We start from the raw sequence: 22,080 nt of genomic DNA, 5'->3' as shown, positions 1-22,080 counted from the left end.
AAATTAACCCCGGCCTTACCCAAAGGTTTCCTTTCCAAAACGCGGGCGCCCCCGGTCCACCGGGACCGGGGGCGCCGCGTTTCGTCAACGGACGGTCAGGGCTGCTTCCACGGCTCGAAGTAGGCCACCGTGGCGAAGTCGACCTCCAGCGCGTCGGGCGGGGCGCCGCCGGTCGCGCTGGATCCGGTCACGAAGATCCGGACCCCGGCCTCGCCGCTCGTGTCGAGGGCGAGCGCGTGCGCGTTGTCGCCGGCTCCGACCGCGCCGTCGTAGCGGCCGGTCCAGATCGGCTCGCCGGTCGCGGCGTCGTACGCGATGGTCACGTAGTCCGTGCCCTTCGCCGCGTCGTCCGCGCTCTGCCCGGCGATGACCACCTTGCCGCCGTCCGGCGTCACCTTGACGCTCCAGGCGTAGTCCTCGCCCTTGGCCTGCCCGTCATGGCGCTGCACCCAGGACCGCTGCCCGGTGGCCGGGTCGTAGGCGATCGTGGTGAAGTCCGACCCCGTGCCCTCGCCCTCGGTGTTGCCGGTGACGTAGAGCTTGCCGCCGCCGGGCGCGAGCGTCATGTCGTGCGGGACGTCGCTCTTGTGCGCCGGGCCGTCGTAGCGGTCGGCCCACGTCTCCTTCCCCGTGGCGGTGTCGTACGCGATGGTCATCAGGTCGCTCTGCGTGTCCGGCGTGTTGCTGTTGCCGCTGAGGAAGACCGTCTTCCCGTCGCCGGCGACCACCATGGCCGAGGGGATGTCGATCCCGTTCTCCGGCCCGTTGTGCCGGGCCGTCCACAGCTGGGCGCCGGTGGCGGCGTCGTAGGCGACCGTGCCCCAGTCGGACAGGCCGGTGCCGGCCTCACCCTGGCTCTGGCCGCTGACGAAGAGCCTGGTCCCGTCCGGGGTCACCTTGATCACCCGGGCGTCGTCGGTGCCCGAGCCAGGACCGTCGTAGTGGGCCAGCCACTTCTGCTTCCCGTCGGCGGTGTCGTAGGCGACCGTGAAGTAGGACTCGTCGCCCGCCTCGGCCCGCGTGGTCATGCCGGTGACGTACGCCGTCCTGCCGTCCGGCGAGAGAGCCAGCGCGTTGCCGAACTCCGTGCCCGCGCCGGGGCCGGTGTGGCGGGCCGCCCAGAGCTGCTCGCCCGTGGCGGCGTCGTAGACGAGCGTGACGGCGTCGTTGCCGGTCTCCTTGCCGGCGCTGATGCCGACCACGAAGACCTTGCTCCCGTCGGGGCTCACCTCCAGGCCGTGCGGCTCGTCGAAGTCGCCCGCCGGGCCGGCGTAGGTCTTGCTCCACAGCTCGGCACCGGTGGCCGCGTCGTAGGCGACGGTGGCGATGCTCGGGGTGAGCAGGCCGGGGCTGGACCCGTAGCTCGCGCCGGTCACGTAGACGCGCTTGCCGCCGGGGTCGGTGACGATGAACTCGGCGGAGTCGTTCCCGCCCGTGACGCCGTACGTGGCCGCCCACTTCTCGGGCACCGGCCGCACGAGGACGGGGACGCGTACGGCGTGCCGGCGCTCCTTCCAGGTGAGCTGCCCGCCCACGTACGCGTTCATCGGGGCCGTGGTCCGGGTGAACGTCACCGTGAACGACCTGGTCTGCCCCGCCTTCAGGGTGAGCCGGCTCGGGGAGACCTTGGCGGTGACCCCGTCCAGGCCGGTGACGGAGGCGGTGTACGTCGCGGTCGAGCGGCCGACGTTGGTCACCTTGCGGGTGACGGTCTGCGTGCCCGGCAGCCTGCCGATCGCGATCGACGGCACGTTCAGGTCACTCGCGTCGAACGAGTAGCCCTTCCCGGACAGGTCGTCGCAGGCCTTGGGCTCGACGGCCTTGGTCGTGCCGCAGAGGAAGGCCAGCCAGTCCTTGATGCCGCTGTCGTAGACCAGGCCGGGGTCGGCGGCGCCGTTCGGGGTGACGTGGCCGGCGCCCTGGCCGAAGATCACCGTCGGGTCGGTGGAGGGGCCGTCCTTGACGTCGGAGCCGGTGGTCATCAGCGCGGACTTGATCGCCATCGGCGACCAGCGCGGGTTCAGGTCCTTCAGCAGCGCGGCGAGCCCGGCGACGTGCGGGGCGGCCATGGAGGTGCCGCTGGAGACGTTGAACTCCAGCCCGTTCGCGCCCGGAGGCGCGTAGGCGGCCAGGATGTCCTGGCCGGGGGCGGTCAGGTCGGGCTTGAGCAGGTCGCCGCCGCCGGCGCTGAGCGGGCCCCGGGAGGAGAAGGCGGCGACGTACGGAGCGGGGGCGTCGCTGGTGATCTTCGCCTGCTCGACCGTCGCCGTCGCGCCGTCCGTGGCGGCGTAGTCCTTGACCGCCTGCCGGTCCTTGTCGGACAGGTGCACGGTGGGGATGGTGTGCAGGTCGGAGTTGAGCGAGTTGTCGTCGGTGTTGGTGAGGATCACGCCCGCACCGCCGGCCTCGGCGACCGCGACGCTCTTGTTGACCCGCGGCGTCACGCCACGGTCGCAGATCACGATCTTGCCCTTGACCTTGGCCGGGTCGAGCACCGCCGTGCCGCCGTTGTCCCTGGCGGCCCAGCACTGCGCCACGCGCGTGGCGTCGGCGCCGGGCAGCCCCGCCGCCGCGGCGTCGATGAGCGGCGCCGGGCCCGCCTTCGTGGCGGCCAGCGAGGCGCCGGTGTACGCGGCCCCGTTGCCGAGCGTCACCGAGCCCTGCGTGCCGCGGTTGTGCGTGCCGGCCGCGACCGTGGTCACCCAGGGGGACGGGTGCGCCACGGTGCTCGCGGCCGGGCCGCTGTTGCCGCCTGCGGCGGCGACGAAGACGCCCGCCTCCGCGGCGGCCAGGAAGGCCACCTCGGCCGGGTCGAGGAAGTCGGTGCTGGTGCCCGAGACCGAGTAGTTGATCACGTCCACGCCGTCGGCCACCGCCTGGTCGATGGCGGCGACCAGGTCGGAGTAGTAGCCGTTGGCCGTGGCGGCGTCCTGGGTGGACCACAGCGCCTTGTACGCGGCGATCCTGGCCCGCGGCGCGATGCCGCTGATCTTGCCGAACGCCGCGGCCGGGCCGGTCACGGCCACGTCATGGTTGCCGGCCGCCGTGGAGGCTGTGTGCGTGCCGTGCCCGTTGTAGTCGCGCGGCGAGGCGAACTCCCACGGGAGCTGCTCCTTGAGCGCCGCGTCGCCGCCCCAGCCGGCGTCGAAGTGCCTGGCCGCGACGATCTTGCCGTTGCACAGCGCCGCGTCCCAGGACTCGTCCGGGCTGCCGGTCGTGCAGGTGCCGTTGAACCCGCGCACCGGCTCATACGCCTTGCCGCTCGCGTCCGGGTTGGCGAAGCTCTGGCTGCTTGCCCAGATACCGCTGTCGATCACGCCGATGACCAGGCCGTCGCCGGCGCCCTTGCCCTTCCTGCCGCCGGTGGGGCCGCCGAGCTGGTCCCACAGGCCGCCGCGGGCGTCCAGGCCCAGGAACGACGGCGTCGAGGAGGTGGCCACCGAGACCTTCCGATCCTCGGTCACGGTCAGGACGTCGGGTAACGCCCGCAGCTGCGCCGCCTGGGAGGCGGTCATGCGGGCGGCGAAACCGCCGTAGGAGTAGACGTACTCGTAGAGCTTCCTGCCGCCGACCTTCTTCAGCGCGGCGTCGTGCCGGCCCTTCAGGTGGTCGACGTACTCGGTCACCTCGGCGGAGCGAGGCTCGATCTTCTCGCCCTCGGCGGGCTTGGTCTTGGACAGGCCGGCCACGTCGCCCTCGTACGTCGCGACGGGGTCGGCGGCCATCCGCACGATGTAGGTCTTCTGCTCCTCCGAGCCCGCCATCGCGGGGGCCGAACCGGGCCAGGCGAGCCCGGCCATCGTCAGCGCGGTCACTGCCGCGGTCGTCGCCAATCGTCTGGGAAATCCAGGGGATGTGGACAGATGCATCGTCGCCCCTTCATGCGTCACCGCGCGTCACGCGGACGATCGCCGACGCTATTGAGGGGCGGGTGGCGGAGGCATCCGTACCGTATACGGATTTTTGGGCGGCACTTAACGGGAGTTGAAGATCCGGTAGCCTGTTTGCGCTGGTATATCGCCATTAGCGCAGGTAGGGGGTTGGCCGCATGCCCCTGGGACCGGCCCCCTCGGGCTCGCTGTCCGACGTGCTCATCGGCCGCCGGTCCGAGCTGGCGCTCCTGCGCTCGGTCATCGCCTCCCCGCCCTCGCTCGCCCTGGTCGAGGGCGAGGCGGGCATCGGCAAGAGCCGCCTGGTCGCCGAGCTGTTCGCGGCGCCCGACCTGGCCGGGACGCGCCGGCTCGTGGGGCAGTGCGAGCAGCTCCAGGAGCCGCTGCCGCTGTCACCCCTGCTCGACGCCTTCCGCCTGGCCGGGGACGAGCTGGCCCGCTCCCGGCCGCCCAACCCCGTGGTGGGGGCGCTGGCGCCGCTGCTGCCGGAGATCGCCGAGCACCTGCCCCCGCCGCTGCCCCCGCTGCCCGACCAGCGGGCGGAGCGGCACCGGGTGTTCCGGGCGGCGGTCGCCCTGCTGGAGCACCTGAGCCCGCTGGTGCTCGTGCTGGAGGACGTGCACTGGGCCGACGGCGGCACCCACGACTTCCTCGCCTTCCTCGCCGCCCACCTGCCGCGCGACGTGACGGTGATCCTCACCATACGCACCGAGGCCGGCCTGCTCCCCATCCGCGAGGCGTTCGCCCGGTCTCCCTCGGGCCCCGCGCGCACGGTCGGCCTGACCCCGCTGAACCTGCCGGAGGTGGAGGCGCTCGCGGGGAGCATCCTCAAGGCCGGGCTCCCCCGCACGTTCACCGAGCCCCTCTACGAGAAGACCGGCGGCATCCCCTTCGTCGTGGAGGAGGTGCTCCGCACGCTGCTGGAGCGGCTGCCCGCGAACGAGATCCCCGCCCGCCCCGACGTGCTGGCCGGTCTGGCCGTGCCGACCGTGCTGCGGGACGTGGTGCTGCAGCGCCTGTCCACGCTCGACGCCGCGGCGCAGGAGATCCTCGGGGCCGCGGCCGTCATCGGCATGACCCCCGACGACCGGGTCCTGGCCGAGGTCAGCGACCGCAGCCCGCCCGAGGTGGCCAGGGCGCTGGCCCGGGCGCAGGCGGTCGGGCTGCTGCACGAGGAGGACGGCCGCTGCCGGTTCCGGCACGCGCTGGCGCGGCAGATCGTGTACGAGTCCGTGGCCGTGTCCGGGCGGCGCTGGCTGCACCTCAGGACCGCCCGGGCCCTGGAGTCCGGCGCCGGGCCCCGGCCGGTCGCCCGGCTCGCTCACCACTTCCGGCATGCCGGGCGGACCGCGGACTTCGTGGGCAACGCCGAGGCCGCCGCCGACACGGCCCTCTCCCACGGCAACGACGCCACCGCGGCCCGGTTCCTGCTCCAGGCACTGGAGATCGGCGAGCCGTCCGGCGCGGCCGCCGCCGTGTCCGGGCCGACCGGCTCGCCTTCCGGGCAGGCCGGTGAGCTGTCCAGCGAGGTACGCGTGCGGCTGGCCGTCAAGCTCGGCCGGGTGGCGGTGGACGGGCTGGCGCACGCGGAGGCCGTACCGATACTCGAGCGCCTGCTGGCCACCGAGCCGCTGCCCGCCCACCTGCGCGGCGAGCTGCGCTTCGCGCTCGGCCGCCTGCTGCGCCAGCACGGCGAGGCGCGCGCCGGCTACCTCCAGATCGAGCGCGCCGTCGACGACCTCGGCGACCGGCCCGACCTCCTGGGCCGCGCGCTGGCCGTGCTGGCCGCGCCCGAGACCGTCGTGGACCGGCACGTCGGCGAGCACGCCGCGCGCTGCGACCAGGCGGACGCGGCCGCCCGCCGCAGCGGCGACCCCGACGTCGCCATCTCCGTACGCATCGCGCGCGCCTCCCTCCTGCTGGAGCAGGGCGACCCGGCGAGCTGGCGGCTCATCGACGACCTGCTGGCCGACGACCGGCTGCGCGCCACGCCCAGGGAGCACGCCCGCGCCTGCCTCAACTGGGCCCAGGGCGCCCTGCACATCGGCCGGCTCGACCGCGCCACAGCACTGCTGGCCGAGGGCCGCCGCGTGGCCGGCCAGGCCGAGTACCTGCGGGTGACGGAGGTCGTCGCCCTGGTGACGGCCGCCGTGGACCACGCGGCCGGGCGGTGGGACGGGATCGAGGCCCGCCTGCGGAGCCTGGGCGGGGCGGCGGCCACGTTCGCCGCCGCGTCCCTGGACTCGCGCCTGCTGCTCGGGGCCCTGCTGGCCGCCACCGGCCCGGCCGACCAGGCCACGGAGTGCCTGCGCGAGGTGATCGCGATCGCGGAGCGGGTGGGCGCGGTGTGGCCGCTCATCCCGGCGCGGATGACGCTCTCGCGGCTGCTGCTGACCCTGGACGACGCCGCGGGCGCCGCCGAACAGGCCACCGCCGCCCTCGCCCTGGCCCGTGCCAAGGGCAACTGGGTGTGGGGCGCCGAGAGCGTCCTGTGCCTGGTGGACGCCCTGGACGCGCTGGATTCCCTGGACGCAATGGATGGCGGCGGGGCGGTGCGAGGGCTGGGCGCGGGGGCGGCGGCGGGGCTGGTGGAGGAGCTGCGGGCCGGGATCGAGGGGGCCGACGCGCCGATCGCGCAGGCCGCCCTGCTGACCGCCCAGGCCGTCCTGGCGCGCGCGGCGGAGCCCGAACGCGCCGACCGGCTGCTCGACCAGGCCCGTGCGGTGCTCCGAGCGGCCGGACTGCGTTACGAGGAGGCCCTGACCTGCGAGCGCCTGGGCCGGTGGCGCTGCGAGCGCGACACACCCGATGACGGGGTGGACGGGGGCGGGGTGCTGCTGGAGGCGGCGTTGCGTGCGTACGGGGCGATGGGGGCGGATCGCGACATCGCTCGGGTCTCCCGGGTCATGCGGCAGAACGGCGTGCCCATCCCGTACCCCTGGCGGGGCGGCCGCCCGTCCCACGGGCAGACGCTGTCGTCGCGGGAGCGCGAGGTGGCGCTGCTGGCGGCGGCGGGGAAGACGAACCAGGAGATCGCGGACGCGCTGTTCCTGTCCAGGCGCACGGTGGAGAGCCACGTCGCGAACGTGCTGCGCAAGCTCGGCCTGCCGTCCCGCAAGGAACTGCGGACCTACCCGGGAGGCTAGCCCCGGGGCGTCAGCCCACCAGGCGCCGCTCCCAGGCCCAGGCGGCGACCTCGACCCGGTTCCGCATGCCGAGCTTGGCCTGTACGGCGGACACGTGCCCCTTGACGGTGCTCAGCGAGATGCACAGCTCGGCGGCGATCTCCTGGTTGGTGGACCCCCGGGCGACGGCTCGGACGACCTCCTTCTCGCGTTCCGACAGCATCTGGACGGCCCGGCGGGCGGGCTCGGTCCTCGTGAGGTGGCGCAGCAGGCGCAGGGTGATCTGCGGCGAGATCAGCGCGTCGCCGGCGTGCGCGGCCCGTACCGCCTCGACGAGCAGGTCGGGGCCGGCGTCCTTCAGCACGAAGCCGGCCGCGCCGCCGCGGATCGCGCCGTGGACGTACTCGTCGAGGTCGAAGGTGGTGACCACGATCACCCGCAGGGGGTCGCGGATGCCTGGACCGGCCAGGGCTGCGGTGACCTCGATGCCGTCGAGTCCGGGCATCTGGACGTCCACCAGGCACACGTCGGGGCGCAGCCGGCGGGCCAGGGCGACCGCCGCGGCACCGTCCGCGGCCTCGGCGACCACGCGGATGTCGGGCTGGTCCTCGAGGATGAGGCGCAGGCAGTCCCGGATCATCGGCTGGTCGTCGGCCAGCAGGACCGTGATGCTCACGACCGCCCACCGGGTCCGGGCGGGAGGGGCAGCGTGGCGAGGACGGACCAGCCGCCCCCGGGACGCGGGCCCGCCGCCAGCGTGCCGCCGAGGGCCTCGACCCGCTCGCGCATCCCCACCAGGCCATAGCCGCCGCCCCGGTGCGGGCGGGCCGGCGGGGGCGGGGCGTCGTCCGCCACCTCGACCGCCAGCGCGCCGCCGCGCTGCGCGACGCTGACGGTCACCGAGCCGGCGTGCGGGGCGTGCCGCGAGACGTTGGTCAGGGACTCCTGGACGACCCGGTAGACGGTCCCGGACACCTGGGACGGCCACACCGGCTCCCCGTCTGGCAGCCGCAGGGACACCGGGGGCCCGTGGAAGCGGCCGACCAGCTCCCCGAGCCGCTCGGCCGGCCCGAAGGCGGCGGATGCGCCGCCGCCGGGTTCGCGCAGCAGGCCGACGACGCGCCGGGTCGCGGCCAGCGCGTCCGAGCCGGCCAGCTCGATGTCCGCGAGCGAGCCCGCCACCCTCTCGGGGGCCTTGCGGGCGACCAGCCGGGCGGCCTGGGCCTGGAGCACGACGCAGGTGACGTGGTGCGCGACGACGTCGTGCAGCTCCCGGGCCAGCTCCAGGCGTTCGTTGCGGCGTACGCGCTCGGCGGCGTCCCTGCGGCGATCCTCGAGCACCCGCTGCCACACCCCCGTCACGAGGGCGGCGATCCAGGCCACGCCGGCCAGCACGGTCGCGGAGGCGTGCGTGCTCATGGCGAGCGGGCTGCCCAGGACGACCGCGAGCCCGCCGGCCGCGACGCCGGCGGCCTGCGGCACCGGCAGCACCCTGGCGGCCGAGCCGATCAGCACGGAGAGCCCGAAGGTCATGCCGGGCCCGGGCTCGGCGGGCAGTCCGGCGAACCGGGCGACCAGGATGGCGACCCCCGCGACCGCCAGGCCGGCGACCGCCGTCCACAGCCGGTGGCGGCGGCGTACGAGGGCGAGCAGGCACACCACCGCGCCCGCCGCGCAGTCGAACAGCCAGTAGCCGCCGCCCCAGCTGTCCGCGATCTGGTAGGCCCAGAAGGCGAGCACCACCGCGAACGCGACGCCGAGCCCGGCGTCCGCCCACCGCTCCAGCTCCCGCACAATGCACAGGTTAGGAGCCGGGGCTCAGGCGGCGTACCGGCCGAAAGTACGGTTCCGCCGCCCGTTCGCGGCCGGGGCGGGTTCCCTAGGCTGGGCACCATGGCACACGAGCAACGGGAAGTCCACGTCGAAGTCCAGATGATCATGTCGATCGCCGATGTCGAGGCGCTGACGAACGCGGCCGTCGAGCTGATCGAGAGGGAGGGCGTCTGGCACGTCGGCCCCGACGCGACGCCCGCGCAGAAGCAGGAGGAGATCGACCGGATCAAAGCGGACCCGGCCCACGCGGTGAGCAACCTGGTCGCGTTCATGAGCCTCGACGACCAGGTCGCCAGGGCGGTCCCGGGCCTGCGGCCCGACCGGGCGAGCGTGGCGGCCAGGGTCGGCGACGCCGGCGAGTTCGACTGAGTCGCCGGCGCTCTAACACCATGGACAACATTCCGTCACGTTGTTACGTTCGCTGATGACAACGCTGTCAGTCCTGGTCTCCCCATGAGGAGCAGTGAACGCCGATGGTGTCTCGACGTAGTTTCCTCTGGGCGAACGGCGTGGTCCTCGCGGCCGGCGGGCTCGGGCTCACCCTGCCCACCTCCCCCGCCGCCGCCTCCGCCACCCGCGCCGCCGTCCCCCTCCTGCCCGGCTTCGGCCGCCCCACCCGCCTGGACTTCGCCGACATCAGCACCCTGCACGGAAACGACCAGCTACTCCTGACCACCCTCCAGGGAGTCGTCAACCGCCGCCGCCCGCGCCTCTACTTCAACTACAGCGCCGAGGACCACGACGTCCGCTGGTTGTCGAGCACCGGCGCCGCCGTCACCCGCCACGACCGCCCCCTCGACCTGATCGCCCGCCACCGCGGCGAGGTCCGCGGCGCGATCCTGCACGACCCGGCCGTCCCGGACTCGGTGAACGTCGCCACCACCCTGGCCGGGCTGGAGAACGCCGTCGCCGCCACCGCCGAGCAGGCCGCCGAGCACGGCCTCAGGGTCATCACCGACCTCCGCGGCCGCTTCGACCCGGACGACGTGCTCGCCACCTACCGCTGGCAGCTCGACACCCTGTTCCCCCGCTGCAACCACGCCCTGCTCGGCGGCCTGCCGCCCACCAGGACGGTGCGGGTGGAGGGCGTCCAGTGGCGCGAGGTCGCCAGGGAGACCGAGCGGGTGCGGGACTCCTCCAACCGGGAGGTGCGCACGTTCGACCTCAGCCCGGAGCTGTCCGGGCAGGACGGCGTCTACCTGCGCTTCCAGGACTCCCTGGGCGACGACGGCTGGGGCGCCTCGGTCGGCTCGGTCGTGGTCAGGGCCGACGGCACGCAGATCGCCTCCTTCACCCCCGGTACGGACGCCGAGACCCCGTACCTCTTCGACGGCCTCAACTCCGCCATCGGCGGGGACTCCAACCGCTTCGCCGACGGCGGCAACTACTTCGTCTACCGCTTCACCGCCCCCGCCGGCGCCCGGCAGCTCCTCGTCGAGGTGGACCTGTGGAACCAGTTCCTGGTCACCGCCACCACCACCGCCCCCACCCGGGTCGAGCCCTTCCCCTACTTCCGCGACTACACGGTGGCGACGCGCGCCATGGTCTTCTGGCTGCCGCCCAGCGGCCCCACCGGCGAGCTGCTGGACGAGATCTTCGGCAAGGTGGCGCCGACCACGCCGTACGCGGGCTGGTTCGCCAACGACGTGGCCGGGGAGTGGGGCGGCGTGGACCGGGCCTCGCAACACGCCGTCGAGGTCGTGCCCGCCGACTACTACATGAACGCCACCGTGCACGCGGGCGTCGCCGCCAAGGTCTCCGACCGCGTACGCCCGAGGCCGCCGGCAACCCTGCGCAACCGGGTCTACCTCACGCTCACCGTCGGCGAGGGCGACAACATCCAGTACTGCCAGCGCCGGATGCGGCAGATCTGGGACGACCCCGCGCGCGGGCGCGTGCCCGTCAACTGGACGGTCAGCCCGCTGCTGGCCGAGATCGGGCCGGCGCTGCTGGCGTACTACCAGCGCACCGCCACCGGCAACGACCTGCTGATCGCCGGACCCTCCGGCGCGGGCTACACCTACCCCGGCTCCTGGCCGGTGGCCGACCTGGACGCCTACACCGAGCTCACCGGCCGTTTCCTGCGCCGTACGGGGATGGACCTGGTCTACGCCTACAACCATCGCAACCCCGAAGGCGACGGCTGGGTGGCCTTCGACGAGCGGATCGTGGCCTCGTACCGGAAGAACACCCCGCTGCGCGGCATCATCCAGTCGTGGGAGACCGGTGACCTGCAGCTCCACCTGGCCGGCCGGCCCGTCATCGGGAACTTCTCGCCGCAGGGCAGAGCGCAGGAGTACCGGGACACGCTGGTGCAGCGCATCGAGGGGTGGGACGGCGGGCGGCCGCTGTTCATCGCCGGCGCGGTCAACGCCTGGAACTGGACGCCGAGCGACATCGCCGAGCTCAGTGACCTGCTCTCCGACCCGTTCGAGATCGTCCGCGGCGACGTCTTCTTCCACCTGCTGAACGATCATCTCGACGACGGCTGATCTTCCGGACCTGCCCTCCCGGACGTACACTGCGGGCATGAGCCGCTGGAGCGCCGCGTTGCTGTGCGCCTTGGCCGCAGCGACCCTGGCCGGATGCGCCGAAGACGACGAGATCTACGTCTCCAACTTCAGCGACTCCCACGGCCGGGCCTGCACGTTCGTCTACACCGCCCGGGAGGGCGAGGGCTGGAACGACAGCCGGGACGTGGACGTCAGCCAGCTCGACTGCGAATACCCGCCGGCGGGCCGCAGCCCCGGCCCGCCCGTCACCAGCCATCTCGACGCCCGGCCGGCCAAGTGACAACAAGTAGGGGTCACCGGTCGCGTTCTGACTTCACGGCATGACCGGACAGGCACCAGACTGTTGCCGCGGCCATCGCCCTGTTCTTCGTCGAAACGCGAACCGTGGCTCTTCGGCGGAGCGCCCCGCGATGGCCGTCACCATGTCCTCGGGCCGTGCGCGCCGCCGGTCGGCCCTCGCCCTCGCCCTCGCCCTGGCCACAGCGGCCCTCACCGCCCTACTCGGCTGCTCGCCCGACCCGCCTGCCATCACCTCCCCCTCGGCCCCGCAGATCGTGAAACTGCGGGCGGCGGCCAGGGATTCGCTCACCGACCGGCTCGACCGGGCGGCCCGCACCGCCGGCGTGCGGCGGGAGCTGCCCCGGAGCGGCCTCGACCGGTGCAGGAAGGGCAACGACGACGCCAAGAACGACGAGAACTTCACCGCGAAGTGCACGCTCACCCTGAACCGCGCCTACCTCTGGAACGGAAACGTGGACGCCCTCCTCGACCGCTTCGACAGCTGCCCCGCCGAGGTCGCCGACGTCCGGGGCTACTGGAAGGAGTTCGGCGGCAAGTTGCGCTCCCGGGGCGACTCGCACCCCTACGACCCCGGCGACCTCCCGGAGCTCGCCTGCGACGGCGTGACGATGGCGTTCGCGAGCTCCCGCAGCGAGGCCCGTCTGGACACCATGCCCGGCTCGCAGGTGTGGGATCCGGACGGGGGAATGTACAACCCGTACCACTGGGCGCCGGAGGGCGAGCCGTGGCCGGAAGCCTGGAAGCGTACGCGCGGGAAGGGGCGGTTCATGATCGCCATGACGGTGTCCGAGGACTACTGGAAGCTCGAAGAGACCTATTTCCACAGGTAGTCGTGGCGCGGCGCGGCCGGGCCGACGAAGACCTCCCCGTCGCGCACCTGCCATTCGCTCTGCCCGTCCCCCTCCTGGAAGGCGAGGAACAGCCCGCAGACCCGATCACCGTCTTCGTCGGCGGCGGGCAGGGCGGCGATCCGGCGCACCAGGTCGAGCAGGTCGTCGAGGGCGCTCGCGCGCACGGCCCTGGCGTAGCAGGCGGCCTCCAGCCAGCCGCCGTCGGGGAACGTCCAGCCGGCCGGGTCGCCGCCGTCCCGGATGGCGCGCTCCGCCTGTGACCGCTGCCCGTAGAACTCCAGCCAGCCCCGTACGTACACCCATGCGCCCATGACCACATGATGACGATCGGAGACCATCGTGGCGGACACCGCAGAGCAGTACCGGCGATTCGCGGCCATGGAGGCGCGCGGCGCGTCACCGCTCTACGAGCAGCTCGCCCTCGGCGTGGCGGGCGACCGTGACCTGCTCGACCTGCTGTCCGCCCTCCCGCCCGCCAAGCGGCAGCCCAACCTGCTCTTCGCCGCCACCCGGTACGTCAGCGGCACCCCGTCCGGCTACGACGACTTCCGGCTCGCCGTCCTCGCCAACCGCGACACGATCGTCGCGACGATGCTCTCCCGCCGGACGCAGACCAACGAGCCGGCCAGGTGCGCCGCGCTGTACCCCCTGCTCGCCTCGCTCCCGCAGCCGCTGGCACTGATCGAGGTCGGCGCCTCGGCCGGCCTCTGCCTCCTCCCCGACCGCTACGCCTACACCTACTCCTACACCGACCCGCACGGCTACGCCCACACCGACCGGCACGGCCACTCCTACAGCGATCCGCACGGCGACGGCCCGGTCGGGGCCGCGGACAGCCCGTTGCGACTGCAGTGCCAGGTCAAGGGCACCCCGCCCGCCCGGTTCGCCGAGCCCGGCCCGATTACGGTCGCCTGGCGGGCCGGCCTGGACCTCAACCCCCTGGACGTCACCAACCCGGACGACGTCCAGTGGCTGCGCACGCTGGTCTGGCCCGGACAACGCGACCGGCTGCGCCGCCTGAACACGGCCATCGCCCTGGCCCAGTCCGACCCGCCGCGCATCGTGCGGGGCGACCTGACCACCGCTCTCGCCGGCCTGGCCGCCCAGGCCCCTCCCTCCGCCACGCTCGTCGTCTTCCACACCGCGGTCCTCTATTACGTGCCGGAGGCGGACCGGGCCACGTTCGTGGAGCAGGTCGAACGCCTCGACGGCCACTGGATCTCCCAGGAGGGACCGGACGTCCTCCCGGACATCACCGCCCGCCTCCACCAGCCACCCCCGTCCGACACGGTCTCGTACGTGCTGGCGCTGGATCACGAACCGGTCGCCATCTCCGCGATGCACGGGGGCTGGATGGACTGGTCGGCCCGCGGGTGATCGGGGAACGGCAGGGGCGTACCTCCAGTCGGACACCATGTGACAATGGGCACATGCCACTCGACCCCCACCTGCTGGCCCTGTTCACCGTCACCACCGTCATCGCCATGGTCACGCCGGGGCCGGACATGCTGTTCGTGCTGGGTTGCGGGATGCGCGGCGGCCCTCGGGCCGGCCTGCTGGCCACCGCGGGCGTGGCCAGCAGCGAGGCGGTTCATGTCGTGGTGGCCGCCGCGGGACTCGCGGCCCTCTTCGAGGCGGCGCCCATCGCTTTCACGGTGGTACGGATCGTCGGCGCCGCCTACCTGATCTACCTCGGCGTCCAGGCCATTCGCCACCGCAACGACCAGCCGGAGATCGAGATGGGCGGGGGCATGTCGGGCCGTCGCGCGTACCTCAGCGGCTTGATGACCAATCTGCTGAACCCGAAGATGGTGACGTTCACGATCGCTTTCCTGCCCCAGTTCATCAATCCGGCTCTGGGCCAGGTGTGGGTGCAGTTCGCCGTCCTCGGCGCCATTTTGATCGCGCTGGAGTTCGTGGTGGACGGCACGGTCGGGGTGCTCGCCGGCCGTATCGGAAAGTGGCTGCGCCACCGGCGGGCGGTCCGCCGTCGCATCGATGTCGCGACGGGAGGCATCTTCGTCGGGCTCGGCGTGAAGCTGGCCATCGATCGCTGATCGTCCGGCACGCGCGACAGCCGGATGAGACGTTCATGACGAGTCATAGGGTGCTCGCATGACGACAGGTCTCCGGCTGGCGCCCGTCACCCCGTCCAACCTCGAAACGGCCATCGCCGTGAAAGTCCGCCCCGACCAGGAGCGCTTCGTCTCGCCGGTGGTGAAGTCGCTGGCTGAGGCGTATGTCCACCCGAGAATGGCCTGGCCCCGCCTCATTCTGGACGGCGACAGCGCCGTGGGTTTCCTCATGGCCTTCCTCGACCTCGACTGGAACCACCGGGAACCGACTTCCGGTCCGGCCTGTGGCGCCTCAACGTCATTCCGGAGGCGCAGGGCCGCGGGGTCGGCCGCTTCGCCGTCGCGTCGGTCGCCGCCGAGATCAGGCGCCGCGGCGGCACCGGATGTACGTCAGCTGGGAGACGGGCGAGGGCGGTCCGGAGAATTTCTACCTGAAGCTGGGTTTCGAGCTCACCGGGGAGCAGAACAGAGGCCAGACGGTCGGGATGCTGGACCTGACCGCGGACGTCCCCGTACGTTGACCGTTCGAGCAGTTTCCGCGCCACGGGGATTGCCGGCGCAGGCCGGCACCATCCGATGCCATGGCTCTTCCTGCAGCGTTCCCGGCAGGTAACCAGCAGCCCGGCCGAGCGCCTGAGCCGGCTCGCCGCCCAGCTCTCACGACGTCCGCCGGCCCCGGTCAGCGGACAGAACCCGACCCGGCTCAGCCGGATGGTCCCCTTGAGCGTGTAAGAAGCCGGGCGCGTCGATGCCCCCGTCAATGGCGGGCCGGGCGGCGCAGGAACGACCCGAAATCACTATTCGTTGCCCCAGCGAGTGTCCACCCTCACCCCTCCACTCGCACATTCCGCGTGTCCCGTTGCGGGGTGCCTGATCGCTGAGGGGCTCTGACTTTGACGGACTACGAGATCGGCGACCGCCTCACCCCACGTACCGGAGACAATCGTTCCCATCGATCAGCCCGCGACTCCGTCTCTTGAACCTCCCCCTGAAATGGATGCCTGTGCGCCTGTCGAAACTCCTTGCCGGCTGGTTCTGGCGACTCGATACGTTCTTGGGCGGCGATGCCAAACCCGGCCGCGGTCCGCGATTCTCTGCGGCGCATCCCGTGCTCCTCGGGCTGATCGCCGGCCCGGCCTTCGGCGCCTTCATCGGCGTCATCCTGCTGATCAGTGCCGTGGCCGGAGCGAAGAACGTGTTCACGCTGACGTCGTTGTTCCTCTGTCTCGCCCTCACTGCTTTCACCGGGGCGTTCTTCATGGTCATGGGCTACTTCGAACGCCGGCGTCAACGGCACCATGGCCACTACGAAGGTTGAAAGGTCGAGGTGCCTCGGCGCGGCCGCTGTCCCGCACTCCGCTGTCAGCGGTCGTGTCAGGTCGGGGACGGCCCGGTATCAGAACGCTCCGCGATCGTAGAGGCCATACCACCCGGTTCTGAAGGAGCACACCATGACCATCACCCTCACCGACCAGGACAAGCTCACCCTCCGCACCGCCGCCTGGGGCGCCGTCTCCCTCATGTCCGCCGCCGGCGCCGCCGGCTCGGCCCACAAGGTCGCCACCCACGGATCCATCGCCCTGACCTCCGCCACCGGCACCGTCGGACACGTGCTGACCAAGGCACCCAAGGGCATCAAGTACGGCAAGACCGTCGCCTCACTGGCCGACGTCGTCCTCCCCGCCCTCGCCGAGGGCATGAGCCTGCTCAAGCAGCAGGATGCGGCCGAGGCCGACAACTTCCGCGCCACCGTCCTGGTCGCCATCGACGCCTCCGCCCAGGCTCAGAAGGGCGAGCCCGGTCCGGCCCTGGTCGAGATGGCCCGCAAGATCACCCAGGCCCTCGACGCCGCCTGACGCCGGTTCCTGCTCAGGCGTTCGCTCGCCGGAGGCGTTCGGCTGAGGCGTTGGGCGGAGGCGTTCGGCTGAGGCGTTGGGCGGAGGCGTTCGGCTGCTCGCGTCCAGAGCGCCTTGCCCGACACTGCGGCGTACCCGTGGAGTGATCCCCACCTGAGGTCGTGGGCTGCCGGCCACAGGCCGGCCGCCCACGCGACCTGCTGCTCTTCGGCGGTGAACGAGCGGCCCCGAGCGGCCTGGTAGGCGGCCAGGACCATGGCCCGCTGCCGCTGGATCTGCTCGGTCTGACCGAAAGCGGACGGCCGGGCGGTTAGAGCCGGCCGGGACAAGGAGGACGTTCGTCATGGACTTCCTGACCGGCGAGCGCGCCACCGTGACCGATGCGGCGGACGGCATGGGCTTCATCACCGTCCTCGCGGTGCTCGCCCTGGCCCGGCGTCGCGACCTTCCGGCGGGTCGGGCAGGGCGAGGCAGAGGGCTTCCAGCGCGGCGGTGATCGCGTGCTCGGGTGGTGTGCCGTACCCGATGACCAGGCCGTCGCGTGGTGGCATCGCGCTGCCGGGATGCCGGTACGGGCCCAGGCCGTCCACGGCCAGGCCGAGGCGGCGGGCGGCGCGGAGGGTGGCCTGCTCGGTGTCCGGGGGAAGATCGAGTACGGCGTGCAGCCCCGCGGCGATGCCGCTGACCGTGACGTGCGGGGCACGTTCGGCGAGCAGGGCGGTGAGCAGGTCACGACGATGCCGGTAGATCTTGCGCATGCGACGCAACTGGCGGTCGTAGGCGCCGCAGGCGATGAAGTCGGCGAGGGTGAGCTGGTCGGTCACCCCTGACCAGAGCTCGCGCCGGCCCTTGGCGGCGAGGATGTCGTCCACCAGCCGGCCGGGCAGGGCCATCCAGCCGAGCCGGAGCGAGGGGGACAGGCTCTTGCTGGCGGAGCCGAAGTAGACGACGCGGTCGGGATCGAGGCCCTGGACGGCGCCGACCGGTTCGCGGTCGTAGCGGAACTCGCCGTCGTAGTCGTCCTCCAGCAGCAGGCCGCCCGTGGCCCGGGCCCAGTCGATGACCGCGGCGCGGCGTTCGGAGTGGAGGGCGCCTCCGGTGGGGTACTGGTGCGCGGGCGTGAGCAGCACGGCCTGTGCGCCCGTGGCCGGAAGGTCCTCGACGCGCGCGCCGTGGTCGTCCACCATGAGCGGCACGGTCGTCAGCCCCACCTCGGTGAGGATGGAGCGGTGGAAGTCGAGCCCGTACGCCTCGACGGCGACCGGCCCGCGCAGCACCCGGCACACCAGCCGCAGCCCGTGCGCGTAACCCGAGCAGATCACGATGTGGTCCGCCCGGGTGCGCACGCCTCTGGTCCGCGCCAGGTAGTCCGCCAGCGCCTGGCGCAGCTCCGGCCGCCCCCGGGGATCGCCCACGCCGAAGGCGTCGCTGGGCGCGGCGACCAGCGCACGCCGGGCCGAGGCGATCCAGGACGAGCGCGGGAAGGCGGCGGCGTCAGGGGAGCTGGGCATCAGGTCGTGGACGATCCGCGGGCGGGACGGGCGCGCGGGGCCCCACCGCGTACCCGGCTCCACGGGCGCGGCCCGGTGCGCGACCTGCGTGCCCGAACCTTGACGGGAGGTGAGCCAGCCCTCCTCGACCAGCTCGGAGTACGCGGCCGCGACGGTGTTGCGGGCGATTCCCAGGTCGAGGGCGAGGGCGCGATAGGGCGGAAGCCGGGTGCCGGGCGCCAGCCGTCCCGAATCGATCGCCTCGCGCAGCGCCCGCATCAACCGCACGCGGGCGCCGCCACCGCCGGCGAGCTCCAGATGCAGATCGCTGCCGCCGTCCGGGCGGCGTTCGCTCACCGCCACATCCGGCGTCGAAAATTGGCCCACGAAACATCCATGGGAATGCACCATACCGTGGGCCGATCGCGCTCCTAGGGTCATGACCATGACGAACGTTGTCGCCCAGCTCATCGCGCTGATCTTCACGGTGAACGCCTGGAACCGCATGAACGTCACCACGCGAAGGACCCCAGGCACCGAGTGACCCCGGCTCCCGGTCCTCGCCATGACGCTGGACTCGTTGGCGAAGACCTGGTTCACCCAGGCGACGGCGAGGACGGGTGGCGCACCATGAATACGTCCACCTCGTCCTCGGTCTCCACCGTGAACCCGTACCGCTCGTACAGCCGGCGGGCCGGACTGCCCTGCAGCACGTTCAGCCGAATCACGGCGTCCTCGCGGTCGCACCGCTCCAGCAACCCGCTCAGCACGGCGGAGCCGATGCCCCTGCCGTGCAGATCCGGATCCAGGTAGAAGTGCTCCAGCCAGTACGTACGTTCCGCCGGCCGCAACGCCACGCACCCGGCCGACGTGCCGTCCACCTCGATCATCCAGGTGTGCTCCGGTACGAACGCGTCCCGCAGCCGCTGCCGCACCCGGTGCTCGTCGTATCGCCCGAGCCGCTCGAGATCCGGCCTCAGCACCACGGCCCGCAACTCGGCCACCGCCTCAACATCCGCCACCAAAGCCGGACGAAGCTCCCAATCCGCCATGATCGGGATGTTATCCCCTCTGGTTGCCGTCCACTCCGGGAGCTCGACTCATCCGCCGACGCAGCGGTCTCCACCGCCTTCGGCGGGGTTTCCCCTGTTACGGCGCACCCCAGGTTGAAACGGAGCTCGGCTTGTGCGGACGCCACAGAGGGGGTATCAACCATCGCACGATGCGTGATCACTCTTCCCGCGAAGCGGCGACACCGGTGCCGGAGGCCGTCGCATACGTACGCGACCTGTTCCTCGATTTCCGTCCTGCATGGTTTCTGTGCGGCGGCTGGGCCGCCGACGCTTGGCTCGGCAGGCAGACGCGCGATCACTGCGATGTCGACATCGCCGTCTTCCACCCCGACCAGCACGCCATCTTCGAGCACTCGACCTCCCCGCCCACATCCACGTCCCCGAGCTCGGAAGCCCCCTGTCCACCTCGACAACCCTGACGCACACGGCCTTCGAGTTCGAGTTCCTGCTCAACGAGTGCTCCGACCACGACTGGATCCTCAACAGGGAACAGAACATCGCCGTTCCGCTGGAACGTTGCGTCAGGCTGTCCTCATGGGGCCTGCCGACGGCCGCCCCGGAGGTCGTTCTCTTCTTCAAAGGCGGGGGCCATCTCACCGCCGCCGAGGCAGAAGCCGCGAACGACGTACTCCGGCCGCACGATGAGCAGGACCTCTTCGCCCTCGTCCCGACCCTTACCGCAACGCAACGCTCATGGCTCGGGGAGTCGCTCGGCAAGGCACGGCCCGAGCATCCATGGTTGCCCCACCTGGCCGGGGCCTGATAACTCACCTCACCAGAGGTCGAGCAGCGGCACGCGGTGCCCATCCGGGCGTACCACCAGGTGAGGCCGGCCGTCACACTTGGGAATCGCCGCAGCGCCGTCGAGGTCGACCACAGTGACCCCGCCACAGGAGAGCGGCTTGTCATCGCGGACCTTCCCCGAACTCGAGGCCCCGCCGAAGCCTGGCTGGCCGGCCGGCCTGCTGTAGCCGAACAGCAGGGCGCCACTGGCTCGCAACCGGGGCACGTTCCGTGACCTCGCTCCCCCTCACCAGCTCAGCACCTTCGAACGGCCGATGGGGCTCGGCAGCCGCGCACGCAGCACCTGCGTACCCAGCGGAACCAGGGCCACGCAGAGCAGGCCCGCGACCAGCACGTCAGGAATGGAGGCGCCCTTCAGCACCCCCATCCAGGTGCCTCCGGCCAACAGCAGCATCACGGCGCGAGCGGTGCCGAAGAGGCCAGAGCGCCAGGCGGCGACGGCCAGGAGAAGCGAGCCCGCGAACTGGCCGACCGAGGCCCAGACCGGTACGCGCCACGGTCCGTAGGAGATGTCGACATACTCCTTCATGATCGCACTCGTCGCCTGGTCCAGCCCGATGACCTCGGTGAGCTGGAAGGCGGTCTGGTCGGCACCGGCGAAGTACAGGCGGGCGAAGAGCCCGGCGACCAGGAGCCCGGCGCCCCAGAAGGCGAGGCCACCGCCCACGTGTTGGGCCAGGGTGATGAACGCGGGAAAGAGCAGTATCGCTCCCAGCGCGAAGACCGCGTAGGAGAGGGTGAGCAGGGCAGGTTCTGAGGTGTAGGCGAGGAGCTGACCGTAGGCGGCGAAGGGCTGTGCCTCGGCCCATGCGTACTGCTGAGGGCTGAGGGCGGTGACCGTGCTCAGATAACGCAGCAGGAATCCGGCACACATGATCACCGGCCCCAGGACGAGCGTCCCGCCACCGATCCACCGTCCGGGAAAGAGTGTGTTCACGGAAACGATCCTGGCGAAGGCGACCCAGGCGATTCATCCGTCGATCGTCAACGCATATCCCTGTCGAAAGTAAGGTCAGCACACGCACTCCCAGGTGGCCAAGCACCGGGTTCGCCGTTCGGATCTGCACTTCCCCTCCTCCCGCGCACCGGAGTACGCCGCTCTCTGCGTCGTGCCGAGCCCCGGAGATTTCACGGCGGGACGCCGACTCGTGGCGTGTGACCTGAGAGGACTGACATAGCGCATTCTCATGCTCTTAGGCTGCTCGTCATGGACAACGGTGGAATATTTCTCCGAGTGGTGGACATCACTGCGGTGCTGGACACGGTGCTCACCACCATGCGAGCCGTAGGTGCCGACATCACTTACCGTCTGGGGGGAACGAGCGCAGCTCTTCTCCAGGGTGTTCAACTTCCTGTCGGGGACATCGACCTCCTGGCGGCGCGGCGAGAAGATGTGGATAAGTTCTGTTCCGCGCTCGCCTCGTTTCCCTGCCTTCATACTGCCTCGTGGCTTCCAGAGTCCTCGCAGTATTTCGCCAGATACGAGGTGCACAGGGTCAAGGTGGAGATAAGCACCGTTGAGAGGGAGGTGGACTCTGACGGTATGGAATGCGTTGGTCGCGCCCATGGCAGCACTACGTGTGGTTCGCGTGTGGCTCGCACCAGGTTCCTGCGGTTCGGTTGGAACTACGGTTGGCAACGGAACTCGTACGAGACAGAGCAGACCGTTACGAACCCCTCCTCGACCACATGAGCGCGCAGGGGTGCGATTTCGACCTATTGCATCGGGCTATGAGGAATCGGGGCCTGTCACCGGAACGCCAGCGCGTGGTCTGGGATCGCCTCGGCTACTCTGCTCGCACCCTGTGATAGGTGCCGAAGATTTTTCGGCAACCATGCGACTCAGAACTCGGAACCTGCGGATTATTATGCATGGTCCATCTAAAACGGCTCCGGACGGCCTCGTATCGCAACCCAAACTGCAACCCTGGCGGCCCCTGACAGATACGAACGGGAACGCTCTGACCTTCTGTTCAAGATCCCAAACGATCTTCGCCGACGTTCGGCCTCGTTCGCCGTGCAGCTCGGCGGCGTTCTCGTCGTCCGCGTGCGTTCGCGTGCGTTGCGTCGATTCAAGATCGTCCACCCGCCGAGCCTCGCCAGGCTTCACCTCTTGCCTGCGCACCCCGACCGCTGCCCGATTAGCCTCGGGTATTCACCGCTGAAGCGCTTTGAAGATCGGTAGATGCAAGGAAGGTGCCTCCGACCTGCGATGATCGGATTGCCTAGATCACGAAATCGCAGAGAACGGATGCACCTTCAGGGTGAAC

Annotated in this window: 19 protein-coding genes; 12 read left to right on the top strand and 7 right to left on the bottom strand. The window is 71.4% G+C overall.

Annotated elements, in window-relative coordinates; all coding sequences use genetic code 11:
- Positions 1 to 95: 95 nt before the first annotated feature.
- Entirely contained in the window at positions 96 to 3,815 is a 3,720-nt protein-coding gene (locus tag ACBJ59_RS49100) for a S8 family serine peptidase (protein WP_375116919.1), read from the bottom strand.
- Positions 3,816 to 4,048: 233 nt separating this feature from the next.
- On the opposite strand from ACBJ59_RS49100, the gene ACBJ59_RS49095 reads away from it, so the two are divergent.
- The gene (locus tag ACBJ59_RS49095) at positions 4,049 to 7,036 is read left to right on the top strand and encodes an AAA family ATPase (RefSeq protein WP_375116918.1); all 2,988 of its coding nucleotides are present in this window, start codon (positions 4,049 to 4,051) and stop codon (positions 7,034 to 7,036) included.
- 10 nt (positions 7,037 to 7,046) lie between these two features.
- Here the strand turns inward: ACBJ59_RS49095 and ACBJ59_RS49090 are convergent, their stop codons facing one another.
- Positions 7,047 to 7,691, bottom strand: a complete 645-nt coding sequence (locus ACBJ59_RS49090) for a response regulator (protein ID WP_375116917.1) — start codon at positions 7,689 to 7,691, stop codon at positions 7,047 to 7,049.
- Positions 7,688 to 8,809, bottom strand: coding sequence for a sensor histidine kinase (locus tag ACBJ59_RS49085; RefSeq protein ID WP_375116916.1), 1,122 nt, complete (start codon positions 8,807 to 8,809; stop codon positions 7,688 to 7,690). Before ACBJ59_RS49085 ends, ACBJ59_RS49090 begins: the two co-directional genes overlap by 4 nt.
- A 99-nt stretch (positions 8,810 to 8,908) precedes the next feature.
- Between ACBJ59_RS49085 and ACBJ59_RS49080 the strand changes: the two genes are divergently transcribed.
- The 4 genes from ACBJ59_RS49080 to ACBJ59_RS49065 all read left to right on the top strand — a co-directional run bounded on the left by ACBJ59_RS49080 (position 8,909) and on the right by ACBJ59_RS49065 (position 12,491).
- Positions 8,909 to 9,217, top strand: a complete 309-nt coding sequence (locus tag ACBJ59_RS49080) for a hypothetical protein (RefSeq protein WP_375116915.1) — start codon at positions 8,909 to 8,911, stop codon at positions 9,215 to 9,217.
- A 104-nt stretch (positions 9,218 to 9,321) separates the two neighbouring features.
- Entirely contained in the window at positions 9,322 to 11,340 is a 2,019-nt protein-coding gene (locus ACBJ59_RS49075) for a GxGYxYP domain-containing protein (protein ID WP_375116914.1), read from the top strand.
- 37 nt (positions 11,341 to 11,377) lie between these two features.
- Positions 11,378 to 11,641, top strand: a complete 264-nt coding sequence (locus ACBJ59_RS49070) for a hypothetical protein (protein ID WP_375116913.1) — start codon at positions 11,378 to 11,380, stop codon at positions 11,639 to 11,641.
- A 130-nt stretch (positions 11,642 to 11,771) separates the two neighbouring features.
- A complete protein-coding gene (locus tag ACBJ59_RS49065) occupies positions 11,772 to 12,491 on the top strand; it encodes a hypothetical protein (RefSeq protein WP_375116912.1) in 720 nt (239 codons plus the stop codon).
- Here ACBJ59_RS49065 and ACBJ59_RS49060 read toward each other — a convergent pair.
- Positions 12,476 to 12,823, bottom strand: coding sequence for a hypothetical protein (locus ACBJ59_RS49060; protein WP_375116911.1), 348 nt, complete (start codon positions 12,821 to 12,823; stop codon positions 12,476 to 12,478). The two genes, ACBJ59_RS49065 and ACBJ59_RS49060, sit on opposite strands and share 16 nt — an antisense overlap.
- Before the next feature lie 28 nt (positions 12,824 to 12,851).
- Here ACBJ59_RS49060 and ACBJ59_RS49055 point away from each other — a divergent pair, with 28 nt between their 5' ends.
- The 5 genes from ACBJ59_RS49055 to ACBJ59_RS49035 all read left to right on the top strand — a co-directional run bounded on the left by ACBJ59_RS49055 (position 12,852) and on the right by ACBJ59_RS49035 (position 16,443).
- Positions 12,852 to 13,889, top strand: coding sequence for a DUF2332 domain-containing protein (locus tag ACBJ59_RS49055; protein WP_375116910.1), 1,038 nt, complete (start codon positions 12,852 to 12,854; stop codon positions 13,887 to 13,889).
- Positions 13,890 to 13,942: 53 nt separating this feature from the next.
- Positions 13,943 to 14,569, top strand: a complete 627-nt coding sequence (locus tag ACBJ59_RS49050; RefSeq protein ID WP_375116909.1) for a LysE family translocator — start codon at positions 13,943 to 13,945, stop codon at positions 14,567 to 14,569.
- Between the two features lie 401 nt (positions 14,570 to 14,970).
- A complete protein-coding gene (locus tag ACBJ59_RS49045) occupies positions 14,971 to 15,108 on the top strand; it encodes a hypothetical protein (protein ID WP_375116908.1) in 138 nt (45 codons plus the stop codon).
- Positions 15,109 to 15,584: 476 nt separating this feature from the next.
- Entirely contained in the window at positions 15,585 to 15,905 is a 321-nt protein-coding gene (locus ACBJ59_RS49040) for a hypothetical protein (RefSeq protein WP_375116907.1), read from the top strand.
- 133 nt (positions 15,906 to 16,038) lie between these two features.
- Positions 16,039 to 16,443: a hypothetical protein gene (locus ACBJ59_RS49035; protein WP_375116906.1), complete on the top strand. Its 405-nt coding sequence runs from the start codon at positions 16,039 to 16,041 to the stop codon at positions 16,441 to 16,443.
- Positions 16,444 to 16,847: 404 nt separating this feature from the next.
- On the opposite strand, the gene ACBJ59_RS49030 is transcribed toward ACBJ59_RS49035, so the two are convergent.
- Entirely contained in the window at positions 16,848 to 18,320 is a 1,473-nt protein-coding gene (locus ACBJ59_RS49030; protein ID WP_375116905.1) for a PLP-dependent aminotransferase family protein, read from the bottom strand.
- 209 nt (positions 18,321 to 18,529) lie between these two features.
- Positions 18,530 to 18,985, bottom strand: a complete 456-nt coding sequence (locus ACBJ59_RS49025; RefSeq protein WP_375116904.1) for a GNAT family N-acetyltransferase — start codon at positions 18,983 to 18,985, stop codon at positions 18,530 to 18,532.
- A 170-nt stretch (positions 18,986 to 19,155) separates the two neighbouring features.
- Between ACBJ59_RS49025 and ACBJ59_RS49020 the strand changes: the two genes are divergently transcribed.
- Complete coding sequence (locus ACBJ59_RS49020; protein WP_375116903.1) at positions 19,156 to 19,425, top strand: nucleotidyltransferase domain-containing protein; 270 nt, start codon at positions 19,156 to 19,158, stop codon at positions 19,423 to 19,425.
- 611 nt (positions 19,426 to 20,036) lie between these two features.
- Here ACBJ59_RS49020 and ACBJ59_RS49015 read toward each other — a convergent pair.
- Entirely contained in the window at positions 20,037 to 20,747 is a 711-nt protein-coding gene (locus tag ACBJ59_RS49015; RefSeq protein WP_375116902.1) for a hypothetical protein, read from the bottom strand.
- A gap of 270 nt (positions 20,748 to 21,017) precedes the next feature.
- Between ACBJ59_RS49015 and ACBJ59_RS49010 the strand changes: the two genes are divergently transcribed.
- Positions 21,018 to 21,503, top strand: a complete 486-nt coding sequence (locus ACBJ59_RS49010) for a hypothetical protein (RefSeq protein WP_375116901.1) — start codon at positions 21,018 to 21,020, stop codon at positions 21,501 to 21,503.
- The last annotated feature ends 577 nt before the right edge of the window (positions 21,504 to 22,080 follow it).

Source organism: Nonomuraea sp. MTCD27 (assembly GCF_041950495.1).
In the GTDB taxonomy this organism is placed as follows: domain Bacteria; phylum Actinomycetota; class Actinomycetes; order Streptosporangiales; family Streptosporangiaceae; genus Nonomuraea.
This window is presented reverse-complemented; position numbering and strand designations above follow the sequence as displayed.